The 15,713-nt window shown below is 43.9% G+C and carries 11 protein-coding genes and 1 pseudogene; 5 read left to right on the forward strand and 7 right to left on the reverse strand.

Features of this window, described 5'->3' with window-relative positions; all coding sequences use genetic code 11:
• Positions 1 to 104: 104 nt before the first annotated feature.
• From L1D22_RS19695 to L1D22_RS19710, 4 genes and pseudogenes are all read right to left on the reverse strand, one after another.
• Positions 105 to 1,104: pseudogene (locus tag L1D22_RS19695) on the reverse strand (polysaccharide lyase family 7 protein).
• Positions 1,105 to 1,315: 211 nt separating this feature from the next.
• The gene (locus L1D22_RS19700; protein WP_239830964.1) at positions 1,316 to 2,134 is read right to left on the reverse strand and encodes a DUF481 domain-containing protein; all 819 of its coding nucleotides are present in this window, start codon (positions 2,132 to 2,134) and stop codon (positions 1,316 to 1,318) included.
• 178 nt (positions 2,135 to 2,312) lie between these two features.
• Positions 2,313 to 3,209: a hypothetical protein gene (locus L1D22_RS19705; RefSeq protein WP_239830940.1), complete on the reverse strand. Its 897-nt coding sequence runs from the start codon at positions 3,207 to 3,209 to the stop codon at positions 2,313 to 2,315.
• Positions 3,210 to 3,430: 221 nt separating this feature from the next.
• Positions 3,431 to 4,147 (reverse strand): GntR family transcriptional regulator, encoded by a 717-nt coding sequence (locus L1D22_RS19710; RefSeq protein WP_123285640.1) that lies wholly within the window; start codon positions 4,145 to 4,147, stop codon positions 3,431 to 3,433.
• 317 nt (positions 4,148 to 4,464) lie between these two features.
• Here L1D22_RS19710 and mngA point away from each other — a divergent pair, with 317 nt between their 5' ends.
• The 4 genes from mngA (at position 4,465) to manA (ending at position 11,694) form a co-directional block, all read left to right on the forward strand.
• A complete protein-coding gene (gene mngA, locus L1D22_RS19715; RefSeq protein ID WP_239830941.1) occupies positions 4,465 to 6,399 on the forward strand; it encodes a PTS 2-O-a-mannosyl-D-glycerate transporter subunit IIABC in 1,935 nt (644 codons plus the stop codon).
• 238 nt (positions 6,400 to 6,637) lie between these two features.
• Entirely contained in the window at positions 6,638 to 9,292 is a 2,655-nt protein-coding gene (gene mngB / locus L1D22_RS19720; protein WP_239830942.1) for a mannosylglycerate hydrolase, read from the forward strand.
• A 45-nt stretch (positions 9,293 to 9,337) separates the two neighbouring features.
• Entirely contained in the window at positions 9,338 to 10,504 is a 1,167-nt protein-coding gene (locus tag L1D22_RS19725) for a glycerate kinase (protein ID WP_239830943.1), read from the forward strand.
• Between the two features lie 2 nt (positions 10,505 to 10,506).
• Positions 10,507 to 11,694 (forward strand): mannose-6-phosphate isomerase, class I, encoded by a 1,188-nt coding sequence (manA, locus tag L1D22_RS19730; RefSeq protein WP_239830944.1) that lies wholly within the window; start codon positions 10,507 to 10,509, stop codon positions 11,692 to 11,694.
• Positions 11,695 to 11,924: 230 nt separating this feature from the next.
• On the opposite strand, the gene L1D22_RS19735 is transcribed toward manA, so the two are convergent.
• Positions 11,925 to 12,215, reverse strand: a complete 291-nt coding sequence (locus tag L1D22_RS19735) for a putative quinol monooxygenase (RefSeq protein WP_123300793.1) — start codon at positions 12,213 to 12,215, stop codon at positions 11,925 to 11,927.
• A gap of 206 nt (positions 12,216 to 12,421) precedes the next feature.
• Positions 12,422 to 13,564, reverse strand: a complete 1,143-nt coding sequence (locus L1D22_RS19740; RefSeq protein WP_017633064.1) for a fatty acid desaturase — start codon at positions 13,562 to 13,564, stop codon at positions 12,422 to 12,424.
• 166 nt (positions 13,565 to 13,730) lie between these two features.
• Between L1D22_RS19740 and L1D22_RS19745 the strand changes: the two genes are divergently transcribed.
• Positions 13,731 to 14,276 carry a GNAT family N-acetyltransferase gene (locus L1D22_RS19745; protein WP_017633065.1) on the forward strand — a complete coding sequence of 182 codons (546 nt, stop codon included), beginning with the start codon at positions 13,731 to 13,733 and terminating at the stop codon, positions 14,274 to 14,276.
• 193 nt (positions 14,277 to 14,469) lie between these two features.
• Here the strand turns inward: L1D22_RS19745 and L1D22_RS19750 are convergent, their stop codons facing one another.
• Positions 14,470 to 15,495, reverse strand: coding sequence for a GGDEF domain-containing protein (locus L1D22_RS19750; protein ID WP_239830945.1), 1,026 nt, complete (start codon positions 15,493 to 15,495; stop codon positions 14,470 to 14,472).
• Between the last annotated feature and the right edge of the window lie 218 nt (positions 15,496 to 15,713).

Consider the following 15,713-nt stretch of genomic DNA (forward strand, 5'->3'; position numbering starts at 1 on the left):
AAAACAGCGCATGACTGAAGGAATCAATGCGCTGTTTTATGAGAGCGGGAGCTTATCGGGTTAGACCCTGCTGTTCGTTGTATCTAAGACTTAGTTAACCGTGATTAGTTATGATCAATATTGATCTTCGCGAAACTGACCGAGAACACTTGCCCTGCAAACTCTCTTGAAGGTTTTATTTGAGCGTAAAGGCCAGCTTTAAAGTAATACTCTTCCTCTAACCATGCCTTTGAAAGGGTCACTTTGTTGCCATCGCGGTCTTCTGTTTCGATACCCCAAGGTAAGAACTGCTCTGTTAATTCATCATTAATGAGTGTTGAAAGGTAAATACCCTGGTCGTTGAGACGAATTGTGTAATCCCAATCGAGGTTCGCAGGTGCATAGCCTAGGTTGACACTAAAAGGCTTACAGTCACTACAAACTTTGTTTCCTGACAGAAAGGAATCATTTAGAACGACACGTACTGGTTTGTTTTCACCATCCCACTGCAATTTCACGAGTGCTTGCTTAATGTCTTTACCATGGATTTGGCCAAGAACCACTTTTGGGTCACTACCCGTTACTTCTTTATCCGGAAATTGATCAACGCTCAGTGTTGCTTTTAATTCATGTGTTCCTGTTACTGCCCAGTTTTGCTCTTTAGTGCTGCAACGATTTTTGGAATCATAGTTGTAGAGCTCACGAAGTTCTGAGCGAACGTATTTTGTGTTTGGTGTAGTAGAAACTTGGCCGCCAAGATCTACTGTAAATTTGAGACGCTCTTTCCCGTTAACTGATTCACGAGAGAACCAAGGGAGATTGGTGCCGTTGGTTAAGTACTCTTTACCATTACATTCTTGGGGGATGAGCTCGGCTGCGCTGCTACGACCATTGTTGTAGTGATCGTCGCCACTGACAGGAAGGGTGATTTTCCATTGCTCTATGTTCCAGTTACAGTCGGTACATGTTGTAAGGTCTGCTTGATCGCTTTTTGCGTTAGCTTCACAGCCCGCGAGTAATAAACCGCTAGAAATAAGTGCAGCAATCTTGAAGTATTTTAAAGTTTGTTGAGATTTGAACATAAAAAGTAATTTGTAATACAAAAGGTGGGTGGACTTTAGCGATAAATTACGGGATTTTCATTGGTCCAAGAGTGGTTTTACATTTATCTGACAGAGCTTTGAGCGATCGATTCCAAAAACACATCTCAATACAATTTTTCTAAGTAATGGAAGTAGGTGTTGGGTCAATGAAACGAGGTTTTTTATAGAACCTAGTAATGATTTGCTGGACGATCACGCAAATCCTTTTGCATGCTCGATGGGGGAAACTTTTCTTAAAAGTCGTAGTTTAGATTCATTGAGCTGTAGATCTCGCTGTTACTTTGGTCTGAGGCAACAGTGGTGTTGTAAATGTATTCGGTATCAAACGTCAGTGCTAAATTGCACATCAGAATGTTCTTTAGATGGCCCTTGAGGTTGTAGTTTGTGTTCTCTTCACCGTAGGCCATGTTTGCGGTTGCACCCATAGACAACGTTTCTGTGAGTGTTAGCGAGCCATCAACACTGGCATTAACGATCAGTTCATAGTTCTCTTTGTTCGGAAATTCTTCATCGGAGGATTGTCGTTTACTGATTCGGTAACCCGGACCCGCAGAGCCTTGAAGCTTGATTCTTTCGGTATCGTAAAAGTGACGACCCAACCCGGTCGCGGTAATGAATTGTTTACGATAGGTGCCATAGTGATCGTGTTCAAAACGGGTTGTCGCGACTAAGTAAGTCACCTCGTTCAAGTCATAACTAATGCCATAGTTGGTGGTATAGCGATTCGTTCCATCTTCATCATTTTCAGCATCCGTATAATAGGTGTCGAACTGGACTCGTTGCCCCCAGTTTTCTTTTTTGTAGCCTACGGATATTCCAGAATTGATAGACAAAGATGAACTGGTGTTTTGAGAGTAGATAAAACCCAATTTGGTTAACGTCGTAAACGGTGATTCGTCTTCTAATTCCGACTTTTCTTCCAATATGGCTTCATCTTGTAAGGTTTGTTCTTCTGTAAGGTCAAGTTGCTCTGTAAGCTCAAGTGGTTCCGTAAGTACGGGCTCTTCGGTCGGTACCGTTTCTTCAGCGAAAAGTGGCATGGATAAGACCATTGCGACCAAAGGCAGCGGGCTGAAATAGAGCTTGCTTAAAGCTGTGTTTGTTATTGGACGTGTTGTTCTTGAGATAGCGTAGGTCGACATAATGGTTAGGTATATAAATGATTGAACACGACCAACCAAGAGTTAGTCGTGATGAGTAGTCAGTGAGCGAGTCGAAAGGTGAACCGAGTTACGACGCGATAGGCAAAGGGGAGAAGATAGTTTTAATCTCAGAGAACCCGTTGCCACGATGAGGGTTGAAATCTTCAATGTGCACAAAGAACTCAAGGAACTCAGAAGGTTTGTCGTCTTCAATCAATAAGAACTCCAGCAAGCCTTTCTCGATATGGCACGAAAGAATGGTTTCGTTGGAATGACTAGGAGAAACCTGCTCAACATTGATTACCACGCTTGTCTCGGGTAAGACATTGAAAGAGTCCTGAGCACATTTAAGAACACAGCTACACACATACTCTCGATACAAGGCATTACTTTCAGATAGGGAGAAGGTCTCTAGCTTTACCTCACCTTGGCACAATACCTTTTTCTCTTTAGGGATGACGTTGTGCTTATTAACCTGAATGTTGATTTCTAGCAGGTGACCATTCTTGTAGGTATTAAAGTTATGGTTGATCAATTTAGTGTCGACCACTGCGGCGTTGATAGGGTTCTGTTGCGCTTCAGAAAGGGCAGACAGCTTCGCTTGGCTATCGTTATTCAAAACACCTTTCGACAATCGATTGCCTTTGGCCCAGTAGCTGTAGTTCTGCACCCAATGTACAAATTCAGTTTTGTATTGTTCGATGTCTTTCTCAGCCGCTCTCTCAATATTGGCAGTGAGAGAATACAATTTGGATTTGTTGCCCAACAGCATGTCGAGCCAGTTGGGTTTGTACTCGTCGAGCGCTTCCATGGCTTTGACTTTATGGTCGAAGCGAACCGTTGGCATTACAGGTGCCGGTTCCATTGAAATCGACTCCCAATTCACTTTTGGTGTAGGAATGGTATGGACGGATTGGATTAAGTGCAGGTGTTGATTGAACAAGGTCACTTCATTGACCGCGTCCTCAAGTTGTTTGGTATTCATCTACATTCCTGTCGACGGTTGCTCTTGTCATTGGGTGTTCATTTTATGGTCAAAGCGTGCGAACGGTATTTGAATGAAGGTGAATGATCTTTCGTGAGGTTGTTTGATATCGGTTTAGGAATATTTGGGGAGGATGAAACTGGTGTTACGAGCAGGAAGTGCGCATTTACACAGAGAACAGGCGTCCTCTGTGTTGGTTAGGTGCAGCGCTAGATTAAGTCTTATCTTTGGCGTCTGGCGACTAAAGTGAATCGGTAATCGTTAGATGTGAAGTAGTTGCGACTGTATTCAAATACGGTGTTATTGGCGAGATAACCACGAGTACGTTTTTCAATAATCGGTTGAGCAGGGTCGATTCCTAACTGATGAGCTACATCTTCTGGTGGAAGGATCGGCACCAGTTCTTGCTCACTTCGATCAATCACCATGCCTTTGGTGTTTTCAATAAAGTCGTATTTTGATGTTTGCATCACTTGATACGTAAGGTCTGGGAACAGAGCAACAGGCAACCAGGTTTCTTCAACCGTGATTGGGTTGTTGTCGATGAAACGGACACGCTTTACGTAGAAAACCAATTCACCTTCTTTGATATCTAAGTGTTCAGACATCGCTAGAGAACAGGGCTTCATTTCAAAAGCCAAAACCTCACTGTGGGTAACGACATCCAAATGCGCCCACTTTTCTTGAAAGCTCGACTGTTTGTAGATGTCGTAATTGATCTTGTTCTCTTTGACGTAAGTTCCGCTGCCTTGAACGCTTTCAAGCTCATCGTTTTCGATCAGTAGTTTCAGTGCTTGCCTAACCGTTACGCGGCTTACCGAGAATACTTCACGCAATTGCGCTTCCGTTGGGAGTGCTTCTCCAACTTTATATTCTCCAGAACTGATCTTTTCTCTTATTGCATCGGCGATTTGGCGATACATAGGGAGTCTTGCCATTTTTGCCTCATTTGTGCGCTAGGACAACTAGACTTTGATTAACAACCTGTACCTTAAATACGTAATTTTGCTCTATATAAGCCTTGCTTTAAAGGTTAGTGTGAGCATCGTATCGGCGTTTTGTAGTACATATAATACAAATTAAACGATACATAACAAGCTTTCTTAAAGGATTTACCAATACAGTTTAAATACAAATTAAATACAAATATGTATTGGTGAGATCGTGATCACGGATTAAATGTCTTGAAGTTGTATTATTCATCTCGTCGACAGGGACGACTGTCGTACTAATCCGTGACTATGGGACAAAGGTTATGAAACTTACTACTCTAACGAATAAGTCGCTCGTAAATCTGCAAACTACTTTTAGCAGTCGAGAAGAAGCGATTTACGCACTTGCTGACCAACTGAATCAGCAAGGCAAACTGCACAACAAGCAAGAGTATCTTGATGCAGTATTTGCTCGTGAAGAGCAAGGCCCGACAGCGCTTGGCGAAGGCCTAGCAGTACCGCACGGCAAGACTGACGCGGTTAAAGAAGCTGGTTTCGCTGTTGCAACATTGAAAGAAGACATGAAATGGAAAGGCTTGGATGAAGACGAAGATGTGAATCTTATCTTCCTAATTGCCATTCCAAATGCAGAAGCGGGTTCTACCCATATGCACCTGCTGACCGAACTGACAACCACATTGGTTGATGACGATGTTCGTGAAGCGGTATTAAAAGCAACAACCGCTGATGAAATCTTCGCACTTCTTGATGGCGATAATCAGCAAGAAGAGAAACAAGACAACTTAGATACAAATGCGCCGACAATTGTATGTGTGACTGCGTGCCCTGCAGGCATTGCTCATACCTATATGGCTGCAGAATACCTTGAAAAGGCAGGTAAAAAGCTTGGCTACAAGGTTCATGTTGAAAAGCAGGGTGCAAATGGCATTGAAGATCGTTTGACGGCTGAGCAATTAAACAATGCCGTGGCGTGTGTTTTTGCTGCTGAAGTCGCGATTAAAGAAGCGGATCGTTTTAATGGAATCCCTCGTGTTGAAACGCCAGTTGCAGAACCGATTAAACACGGTGAGCGCATTCTAAACGACGCGATCGAAGAGGCTAAAAAAGGCAACGGTGCAGAACGCACAGTGGCTACTGATGACAAACCTAAGAAAGTGCCACTGAAAACAGAGCTTAAACAAGCGCTGCTTTCTGGTATTTCTTACGCAGTTCCTCTTATCGTTGCTGGTGGTACTGTTCTTGCGGTTGCTGTTCTTATCGCGCAAATTTTTGACCTGCAAGAGCTTTACGCAACAAAAGATTCTTGGTTGTGGATGTATCGTAAACTAGGTGGCGGCCTATTAGGTACATTAATGGTGCCAGTACTGGCAGCTTACACAGCTTACTCATTAGCCGACAAACCGGCACTTGGTCCTGGTTTTGCTGCGGGTATTGCTGCAAACATCATTGGTTCAGGTTTCCTAGGCGGTGTTGTTGGTGGTTTGATTGCTGGTTACGTAATGCGTTGGGTAAAAGAGCATGTTCGCTTGGGTCCTGCGTTTAACGGTTTCCTTACTTTCTACCTTTACCCTGTGATTGGTACTTTGGTAGCGGGTAGCTTGATGCTGTTTGTGATTGGTAAACCTGTTGCGTTCTTAAACCAAGGTCTAACGGACTGGTTGAACGGTATGTCAGGCACCAATGCGTTGTTATTGGGTGCGATTCTAGGTCTGTTTGTATCATTCGATTTAGGTGGCCCGGTAAACAAAGCTGCTTACGCATTCTGTTTAGGTGCAATGGCGAACGGTGTTTATGGTCCTTATGCAATCTTTGGCTCAGTAAAAATGGTATCGGCATTCACCGTAACGGCTTCAACCATGATTGCTCCACGTCTATTCAAAGACTTTGAGATTGAAACCGGTAAATCTACATGGCTACTTGGCCTTGCGGGTATTACTGAAGGTGCAATCCCAATGGCGATTGAAGATCCAATCCGTGTAATCGGCTCATTCTTACTAGGCTCTGTAGTAACTGGTGCAATGGTTGGTGCGGCAGGTATTGGTCTATCAACTCCGGGCGCAGGTATCTTCTCTATCTTCTTGTTACACGATTCAGGTTTGGGCGCATTCTCTGCTGCTGCAATCTGGTTCGGTGCTGCGATTGTCGGCACAGTGATTTCAACCATTACTCTTCTGATGTGGCGTGGTCACGCTGTAAAAAAGGGTAAGTTTGAAGCAAGTGCTGCAACACAGAACTAACTGAATTTTGAGCTCACTTATAGCTCGTCATTAAAAACACCATATAAAAAATAACGAACAACTTGGCTGTCCTAAATACCTGTGCTCCTAACGGTTTTATTCACACAGATTCTGGGCGTGGTTTTCTGCACCCTAAATTTAGTGGCAGCCAATTTTAACCCCTTGAAAAAATTTAATTTAGTCGTATTTGAGTTCGAATTTAGGATTTACTCGAAGCGACACATTTAGGTAAATGATTATGACTACATCACGCGTACATATTACTCCACACATGCACTGGGATCGTGAATGGTATTTCACAACAGAAGAGTCTCGTATTCTTCTAGTGAACAACATGGAAGAAATCATGAACCGTCTGGAGAGCGATCCAGAATACAAATACTACGTTCTAGATGGTCAAACTGCCGTGCTAGAAGATTACTTCGCGATCAAACCAGAGAACACAGAACGCGTAAAAGCATTGGTTGAAGCGGGCAAGCTAATTATTGGCCCTTGGTATTCTCAAACCGACACAATGCAAGTTTCTGGTGAGTCGATTGTACGTAACATGATGTATGGCATTCGCGACTGTATGAAGTTTGGTGATGCAATGAAGATTGGTTACCTACCAGATTCATTCAGCATGAGCTCTCAGCTGCCGATGATCTACAACGGCTTCGATATCACGCGTGCAATGTTCTGGCGTGGTTGTTCAGAGCGTCACGGCACCAACAAAACAGAATTCTTATGGCAGTCAAACGACGGCAGTGAAGTAACGGCACAAGTGCTTCCGCTGGGTTACGCGATTGGTAAATACCTTCCACAAGATGAAGAAGGCCTGCGTGCTCGTCTAGATAAGTACTTCCCAGTGCTAGAGAAACCATCGGTAACCAAAGACATCTTGTTGCCGAATGGTCACGACCAAATGCCAATTCAAAAAGACATCTTTGAAGTCATGGACAAGCTTCGCGAAATCTACCCAGATCGCGAGTTCTCAATGAGTCGTTACGAAGAAGTGTTTGAGAAAGTAGAAGCAGCACGCGACCAACTCGACACAATCAAAGGCGAATTCAACGACGGTAAATACATGCGTGTTCACCGCACGATTTCGTCAACACGTATGGACATCAAACTGATCCACGCGGAAATCGAAAACAAGATTGTAAACATCTTAGAACCTCTAGCGTCTATCGCTTGGACATTAGGCTTTGAATACCACCACGGTTTGATTGAGAAAATGTGGAAAGAGAGCATGAAGAACCACGCTCATGACTCTATTGGTTGCTGTTGTTCAGACAAGGTACACGCTGAAATCTTAAACCGTTACATCCTTGCGGACGACATGGCGACAAACCTAATCCACTTTTACAAACGTAAAATCGTTGACCATATGCCGGATCGCGAAGGTTGCGACAAACTGGCGATGTTTAACCTTTCTCCGTATGAGCGTGAAGAAGTGGTGAACACAACCATCACTAACCGTGCTCAAGAATTTTCTATCTTTGATGAAAACGAAAACCCAGTTGAGTACTTCATCCAAGACAAGCGCCAAATCGACCCAGGTAAAGTAGACCGTCAAATTGTTCACTACGGAAACTACGACCCGTTCATGGAGTTTGATATTCAAATCAAACGCACTGTACCAGCGATGGGCTTCACCACGTTACACATCCAAGGCAACGAGAAGGGTGCTGTAAAAGTCGCTGAGCAGAAAGACTACTTGCTAGAGAACGAATACTACCGAATCAATGTAAACGACAACGGTACTCTGACTATTTTCGATAAAGAAACAGAGCAAGTATTCGACCAAGTACTTCGTTTAGAAGACGCTTCTGATGACGGCGATGAGTACGATTACTCACCATCTCGTCAAGAGTGGCTGTTGTACTCAGATGAATTCCCGGTAGAAACATCGATTGACCACCAAGGCTTCCAATCGGTAGCGAACATCGCTTTCCGTATGAACGTGCCTGCAAACCTGGCAGAGCGTGAAGAACGTACGGGTCAAAACGGTTTTGTAGAAGCGCAATGCCAAGTGGTACTAAAACAAGGCTCTCGCCGTATCGAAGTTCGCATGGAGCTAGACAACCAAGCCGACGACCACCGTGTACGTGTGCTAGTACCAACGCCATTCGTTTCTGAAACTGTCGTTGCAGATAACCAGTTCGGTTGTATCACTCGCCCGACCAACGACCCTGCAATGGCGGTTTGGGAAGAAGAGAAATGGAAAGAAGCGCCAGTTCCTGTGTATCAGTTAATGAACTTTGCAGCGCTAGAAAACGGCAAAGCAGGAATGGCGATCATGTCGAATGGTCTGCGTGAATTTGAGGTGATTGCATCTCAAGGTGATGAAAACAGAGATACCTTCGCACTGACACTGTTCCGTGGTATCGGCGTGTTGGGTAAAGAAGAGCTATTGCTTCGTCCGGGTCGTCCTTCTGGTATCAAGATCCCGACCCCAGATTCACAAGTGCGCGGCAAGTTAGTGTGTGAATTCACACTGTGTGGCTTCTCAGGTAATCACATTGACGCGAATATCATGGCGCAAGCACGTGACAATGTCACTCAAGTCGAATGCTACAACAAGATCCCTTATAACGCGATGAAGCTGAATGTGGGCGAACAAAACCTACCGATGAGCTTCAGCTTGCTATCGAAGCAACAAGCAGGTGCGGTATTAAGTGTGCTTAAGAAAGCTGAAGACGAAGATGCGTTGATCATGCGTGTCTACAACCCAGCAGAAACGGGTTCAGTATCGGATTCAATCTCTTTCACTCAAGCGGTTTCAAGCTGGAAAGAAACAAGCATGGACGAACGCGTTCGTGAAGGTGATATAGCAACTGAAACCTTTGGCGACTTGTCTTTTGGCGAATTGGCATCATGCCAAGCAAAAACATTCCAAATCAAATTCTAATTTCGATAACCCGCTCACCTTGGTGGGCGGGAATGGTGAACGACAATGAAAATTGTAATTGCCCCTGATTCATTTAAAGAATCACTCGACGCTCATCAAGTTGCGTCTTGCATTGAGCGTGGATTTGCTGACGTTTTTCCTCACGCAGAGTTTGTGAAAATGCCGCTCGCCGATGGCGGAGAAGGCACAGTAGACGTGTTGCTAGAGGCTCTCAATGGTAAGAAAAAACGGCTGCAAACGACGGATCCAATTGGACGTGAATGTACGGCTTATTGGGCTTCACTTGAGCAACAGGTTAATGGAAAAAGTGTAAATACTGCTTTGGTGGAGTTTGCCCAAGCATCGGGATTAGACCGATTAAGAGTAGAAGAAAGATCACCTTTAACCGCATCTTCGTTTGGCACAGGGCTATTGATTAAAGATGCTTTAGATCAAGGCGTTGAACAAATCACTATCGGCTTGGGCGGTAGCGCAACCAACGATGCAGGTGCTGGCATTTTACAAGCGTTGGGAGGCAAGTTATTAGACAAGCAAGGCAACGAGTTATCTGGTGGCGGCGCAGAGTTAAGTCAGCTAGCAAGCATCGATCTTGATGGACTGCACCCTAGATGTAAGGAAGTGACGTTCGTAGTCGCGTGTGATGTGAATAACCCATTATGTGGCGAAAGCGGAGCAAGTGCCGTGTTTGGTCCACAAAAAGGTGCATCACAAATTCAAGTTCAACAACTTGATGCTGCCATTGGGCACTTTGCCGATATTGCTCTGGCCCACACCGGTGTTAATCATCGCGACAGCACGGGCTTTGGTGCAGCTGGTGGCACGCCGTTAGGACTAAGCTTAGCGTTTAACATCCAAATTAAAGCGGGTATCGAGATGGTACTGGATGCGTTGGATGCGGATAAGGTACTTGAAGGTGCTTCATTGGTTGTGACAGGTGAAGGGCAGATGGATAACCAAACCCTGCAAGGCAAGACTCCATTTGGTATCGCTCAGCGTGCTCTTAAGCAGGACATTCCAACCATTGGTATTGCTGGCTCTTTGGGTAAAGACGTTGAAAAGCTTTACGGTTCAATGTCTAGTTTATTTGGAACCGTGCGTTCACCTCAGTCTTTAGACCAAGTTTTATCAGAAGCGAATCAAAACCTGACTCGCACTGCCCGTAATATCGCCGCCACGCTCAAGCTTGGTGGCCAGATTTTTAATGAGAAGTAATTATGTCTCTATTTAAACTCGACAACGTTATTCAAAACTACGCATGGGGAAGCAAAGACTCCATTAACCAACTGTTTGGTATTGTGAACCCAAATCAAGAACCGCAAGCTGAGATCTGGATGGGTGCTCACCCAAATGGTTGCTCAAAAGTAGGTGATACCGGTGAATCGCTTTCTCACATGATTGATGAAAACAAAATAGACGTCTTAGGCGGGTATACGGCAGCACGTTTCGGTGGATTACCTTTCTTGTTTAAGGTGTTGGCCGCTGAAACACCGCTATCGATTCAGGTTCACCCGAACAAGCGTAAATCTGAATTAGGTTTTGAGCGTGAGAACGCACTCGGCATCCCTTTGAATGCGTCAAATCGTAACTACAAAGATCCAAACCACAAACCTGAGCTAGTTTATGCGTTGACCTTCTACAAAGCGATGAATGGCTTTCGTCCAATCAACGATATCATAGCCTTGTTCGAAGAAGCAGATATTCCTTCGTTAGCGATTGAGCTTAATGTACTAAAAGCCAATGACGACAGTGATTCTTTGAAGTCTTTCTTTAGCGCCATTATGTCTCTTGAAGGTCACCGCAAAGCGTCTGCGCTTAATGAGCTTTATGCTGCACATGCGCGACCAGCCAAAACGGTCATGGGGCGTGAAGCTCTTCAATACAGCATTGAGTTCAAGCAGTATTATCCAGGTGATATTGGCCTATTTGCGCCATTAATGCTTAACACGGTCGAACTCGCACCCGGTGAAGCCATGTTCCTATTCGCAGAGACCCCACATGCTTATGTTCAAGGTACGGGTTTAGAGATTATGGCAAACTCAGACAATGTGCTGCGTGCCGGTCTCACTCCCAAATATATCGATGTCCCTGAGCTTATCGACAACACGATCTTTGAGCCGATTAAGCCAGAAGATATCCGCCTTAAGCCTGTATTGAAAGAGGGCAAGATGAGCTATCCAATTCCAGTGGATGACTTTGGCTTTGATATCTTGTCTGCGACTGATGAGAGCAAGTCACAGTATCTACGTAGCGCGGAGATCTTGTTCTGTGTGGAAGGAGAGGCGACCGTGACTTCAGAAGGACGGTCAGTTTCTCTTAAGCCCGGAGAGTCGGTCTTTGTAAGTAGTAATTCAAGTGTTTACCAATATCAAGGGAATGGCATTTTGGCTCGTGCTTTTAACTAGTGCCCCCGTGCTAGCGAACAGCAAAAGAAATGTCAGAGTGCCACTGTAAAGTGGTACTCAGTATTGGATTGATGGTTGTTACCTATCTGTCTTTGACAGTCATGATTATTGACCATACCCGCTACTCTGGCGGGTTTTTTCATTATTAGAACGAGCAGATATAAGCTGGTAGAAAAGACAAACCCTGCAATCAGAGCAGGGCTTTTATTGAATCAGTATTGAGTGACTGGCTAAGCAATATGCGTCATTTTGTTAAGCATGAAGGTTTCAATACAACCTTCAGTCGCAGCCATGTAGTCAGCGATGTGTTGGCTCGCTAAGTGTTTCTCTAGATGAGCTTCAGACTCCCAGTTCTCATGAAAAACAAAGTGAGCAGGGTTACTGTTATCTTGGTGCAGATCGTAGTTAATACAGCCGTCTTCAACACGGGTTTTATCGATCAGTTTAATCATCTCTGATTTAACTAACTCAGTTTTGTCTTCTTTAGAGACGATCGTTGCTATAATAGTCAGCTTGCTCATTTTCAATTCCTCGGCTTTAAACTCGATAAGTTCCAGTAATATAGCCATATTTTAGATTGAAGAAAGAGCTCGGAAATCCAATAACTATGGCTCTTGGCATCCACAATTTGAGTTTGAGAACATAAAGCTAGTGGCATATCTGTCAGGGGCTTTCGAACAATAAGCAAACAGCTTTGTTATTGGTGTGTTAAACGTATTGTTTTGGCTTAAGCATACTGCTCAACCGTCATCGCCCAATTTTTCTTCTGCTGTTCGAAGTTCATCTTGATTTGCTGATAACGAACTTTAAGTACAGAGTGTTCGTATTTTTTCACCACGTCTTCACGCTTGCTTTCAAGTAACTGCTTTTTAACTTCGTAGTACTCATTCATGTTTGACACTAGAGCATCAAACTCTTGTTGAAGCTTGTCTGCGATTTGTTGCTTGTCGGCACGGTGCATGATCTTTTGCTGTGTGCGCTTAAGTAGCATGGTCGCTTCAGCTTTTTCAATGCGGGCTTGAGGTGTTTTCTTTAGTTTGCTTGCTAAGCCCATCAATGAAGCACTCTTAATCAACCATTTGGTTGGATCGTATTGCCACCAGTAAATGCCATTGCGGTAGTCATTCTCAAAGATGTGGTGGAAGTTGTGGTAGCCTTCGCCGAAAGTGAGTACTGCTAGCACACCGTTATCACGCGCTGTGTTTTTGTCAGTAAAAGGTTGGCTACCCCAGATGTGAGCAAGAGAATTAATGAAGAATGTTGTGTGGTGGTTAAGGACCAAACGAACCGCACCTACGATTAACAACATGCCAATCACGTCACCGTAAATCACGCCTAATGCGATAGGAACACCGAAGTTCATGATCAACGCTAGAAGAACGTAGTGCTTGTGCTGCCACATTACGATCTTGTCTTTCTTCAGGTCACGACAGTTTTCATAGTTTTCATACATTGAAGTGCTGTAGTTACGAATCATCCAACCAATGTGCGAGTACCAAAAGCCGCGTTTCGCAGAGTACGGGTCTTTGTCATTGTTATCGACATGCTTATGATGCACTCGGTGATCGGAAGACCAATGGAGAGCGCTGTTCTGCAGGGCAAAGGCACCACCCAAAGCAAATAGGAATCTTAGGCTTGAATGTGCTTCAAATGCCTTGTGAGACCATAAACGGTGATAGCCCGTCGTGATCGACAGATTACAAAACGTAAAACAGATCGCTAGCCATATCCAGTGCTCCATTCCATAGCCAAAAAAGTAGCCATAAACGGGAGCCGCAACAACAGCAAGCAGCATACTAAAAGAGAATACAAAAATATTAAGCCAGATTAACGGCGGCTTTTTTGTTGATGGTTTGTCAGCACTATTCATTAGCAAATTTCCATTGGGCTTACATCTGTGCGCTAGAATATCAGCGTACACGTGTAAGTCAATATTGAAAGTGTAAACGTGTATTAGTATGTTTTGCTTAAATATTGTATAAAGGTAGTGTGAAATGTAGTAGCAAGTCATAAATGGAAGTACTAAGGGCTAATAAATGGAAATTAAGGTAGCTGAATATAAAGATTATGAGCGGATTGCCCAATTACATGCGGATAGCTGGAAGCTATATTACCGTGGCATTCTTGCTGATGATTACCTAGAACATGATGTTTTGGAGGACAGATCTGTTATTTGGCAGACTCGTTTGATAAATCCTCCTTTCAACCAACATGTTTTACTGCTTGAGGAAGGCGGTTTACTGGTTGGTTTTGTCTGTGCGTTTGGTAATCACAACTTTGAGCGTGGCACGTTCATCGATGCATTACATGTAGATAATAATTATCGCGGTCGCGGCGTAGGTAAGCGCTTATTGTCTGAACTGTCGAAATGGTTACAGCAATACTATTCTGACTCAGGGCTTTACCTAGAGGTGATGTCTGAAAACCATCAAGCCATTGCATTCTATGAAGCGATTGGTGGTAAAGAAGAGCTGGAACAGGTTTGGAACGCACCGTGTGGCAGCCAAGTGAACGAAAAAGTCATCTCGTGGGGTTCTCCGGTCGAACTGGAACAGAAGACAGCCAGCGCAGCGTATTCTTAATATTTTCTTGCTGACGAAGAGTTGGCTGAATAAGAGTTATTTTGAATATAAGTTTTTTGTTTTAATGCAGATTTTTACTGAAGACACGTTAAAACTGAAACCGAAAAGTCAAAGCCCCGAGCATTTAATTGCTCGGGGCTTTTTAATCGCTGTAATCATTATGAGAGGGAATAGTAGAGCTTGATAAAAACGGCTAATCACACCAAGTAACTTGGTTCCTGCCGTTTTTCTTCGATATGTAGAGCGCTTGGTCAGCATCGTCGATGAGCTGCTCGACAGAGCCAATAGCGAGCGGCGCATACTTTACTCCGATCGAAATGGTGACTTCTAACCTCAGACGAGATGGGGACGCTAGAAGGGAGTCAACCAATGATTTTATTGACGCTTCCGTTTCGCCTTGCACCATTACGAGAAACTCTTCACCGCCATATCGAAAACAGTTGCTACCGTTTGGCAATCTCTTTTGAATCTCTTCCGCCAATTCTTTGATTACCATATCGCCCATTTGGTGCCCGTAGGTGTCATTAATCGATTTGAAATGGTCGATATCGATCATGATTGATGTAATCGATAGCTGACGATTGATACTCGGTTCTATCACTTGATGAAGGTACAGGCGGTTGTAGCAACCCGTAAGTGCATCTTGATAGGAAAGGGCTTCGAACATATTAGACTGTTTACGCAGCTGTATCGCTTGTTTGCGCAGTTGTTCTGATTGCGCGAAACGCTTATGCACTTCTAAGTCACGCCTAATACAAGCAGCCGAGATTAGGATGTAGGCAGAAAGGTAGACTGAAATGGTCTCTATCTCATGTTTAGGTTCTGCTTCATAGAGCAATGGAGCGAGGCCAATAAGATAGGAGGAAAAGATAAAAGAAAGCGTTGTGATGCTGTACTTGGCAGACAATCTTGAAAAGGTGCCGATGTAGATCATGACGAGAATGATGCCACCTTGGTAATCGAAATTGTTCAGCTCAACAGCCAGTCGACCAACATAGATCAAAAACAGTGAGCTAATAACAAGGAATATGCTCTCGACGAGTTCTAAAACGTTGGTTTTGTTTTTAATGCAATATCTGGCGACAACCATCATTAATATAAAGAGTATGAATCGTGAAATGACGGGGCCGAGGCACTCTGTACCAAAATGGATGTAGTCGGTGACAATAAAAGCGCAGAATATTGAGATCGGGATGTAGATGAAATTTATGTACGGCAAATAGATTTCATTATCGAAATAGGTTTTAAATCTCTGATTTTTGAACCCAGAATAGGAGCGCATTGAAAAGCTAGCCGTAATTGATACACAATAATTTGCGTAGTATGTCACAGTGTTTGTGATTGTAAACGGCAGTTTCTATAGATTTGTCAGTATGTTAGCTAGATCAACAAACCATGGGGACAATATTCACGTTCTAAAGTATATAGAACGCGAAT

It is taken from the genome of Vibrio sp. Isolate34, from assembly GCF_022397915.1.
Taxonomy (GTDB): Bacteria; Pseudomonadota; Gammaproteobacteria; order Enterobacterales; family Vibrionaceae; genus Vibrio.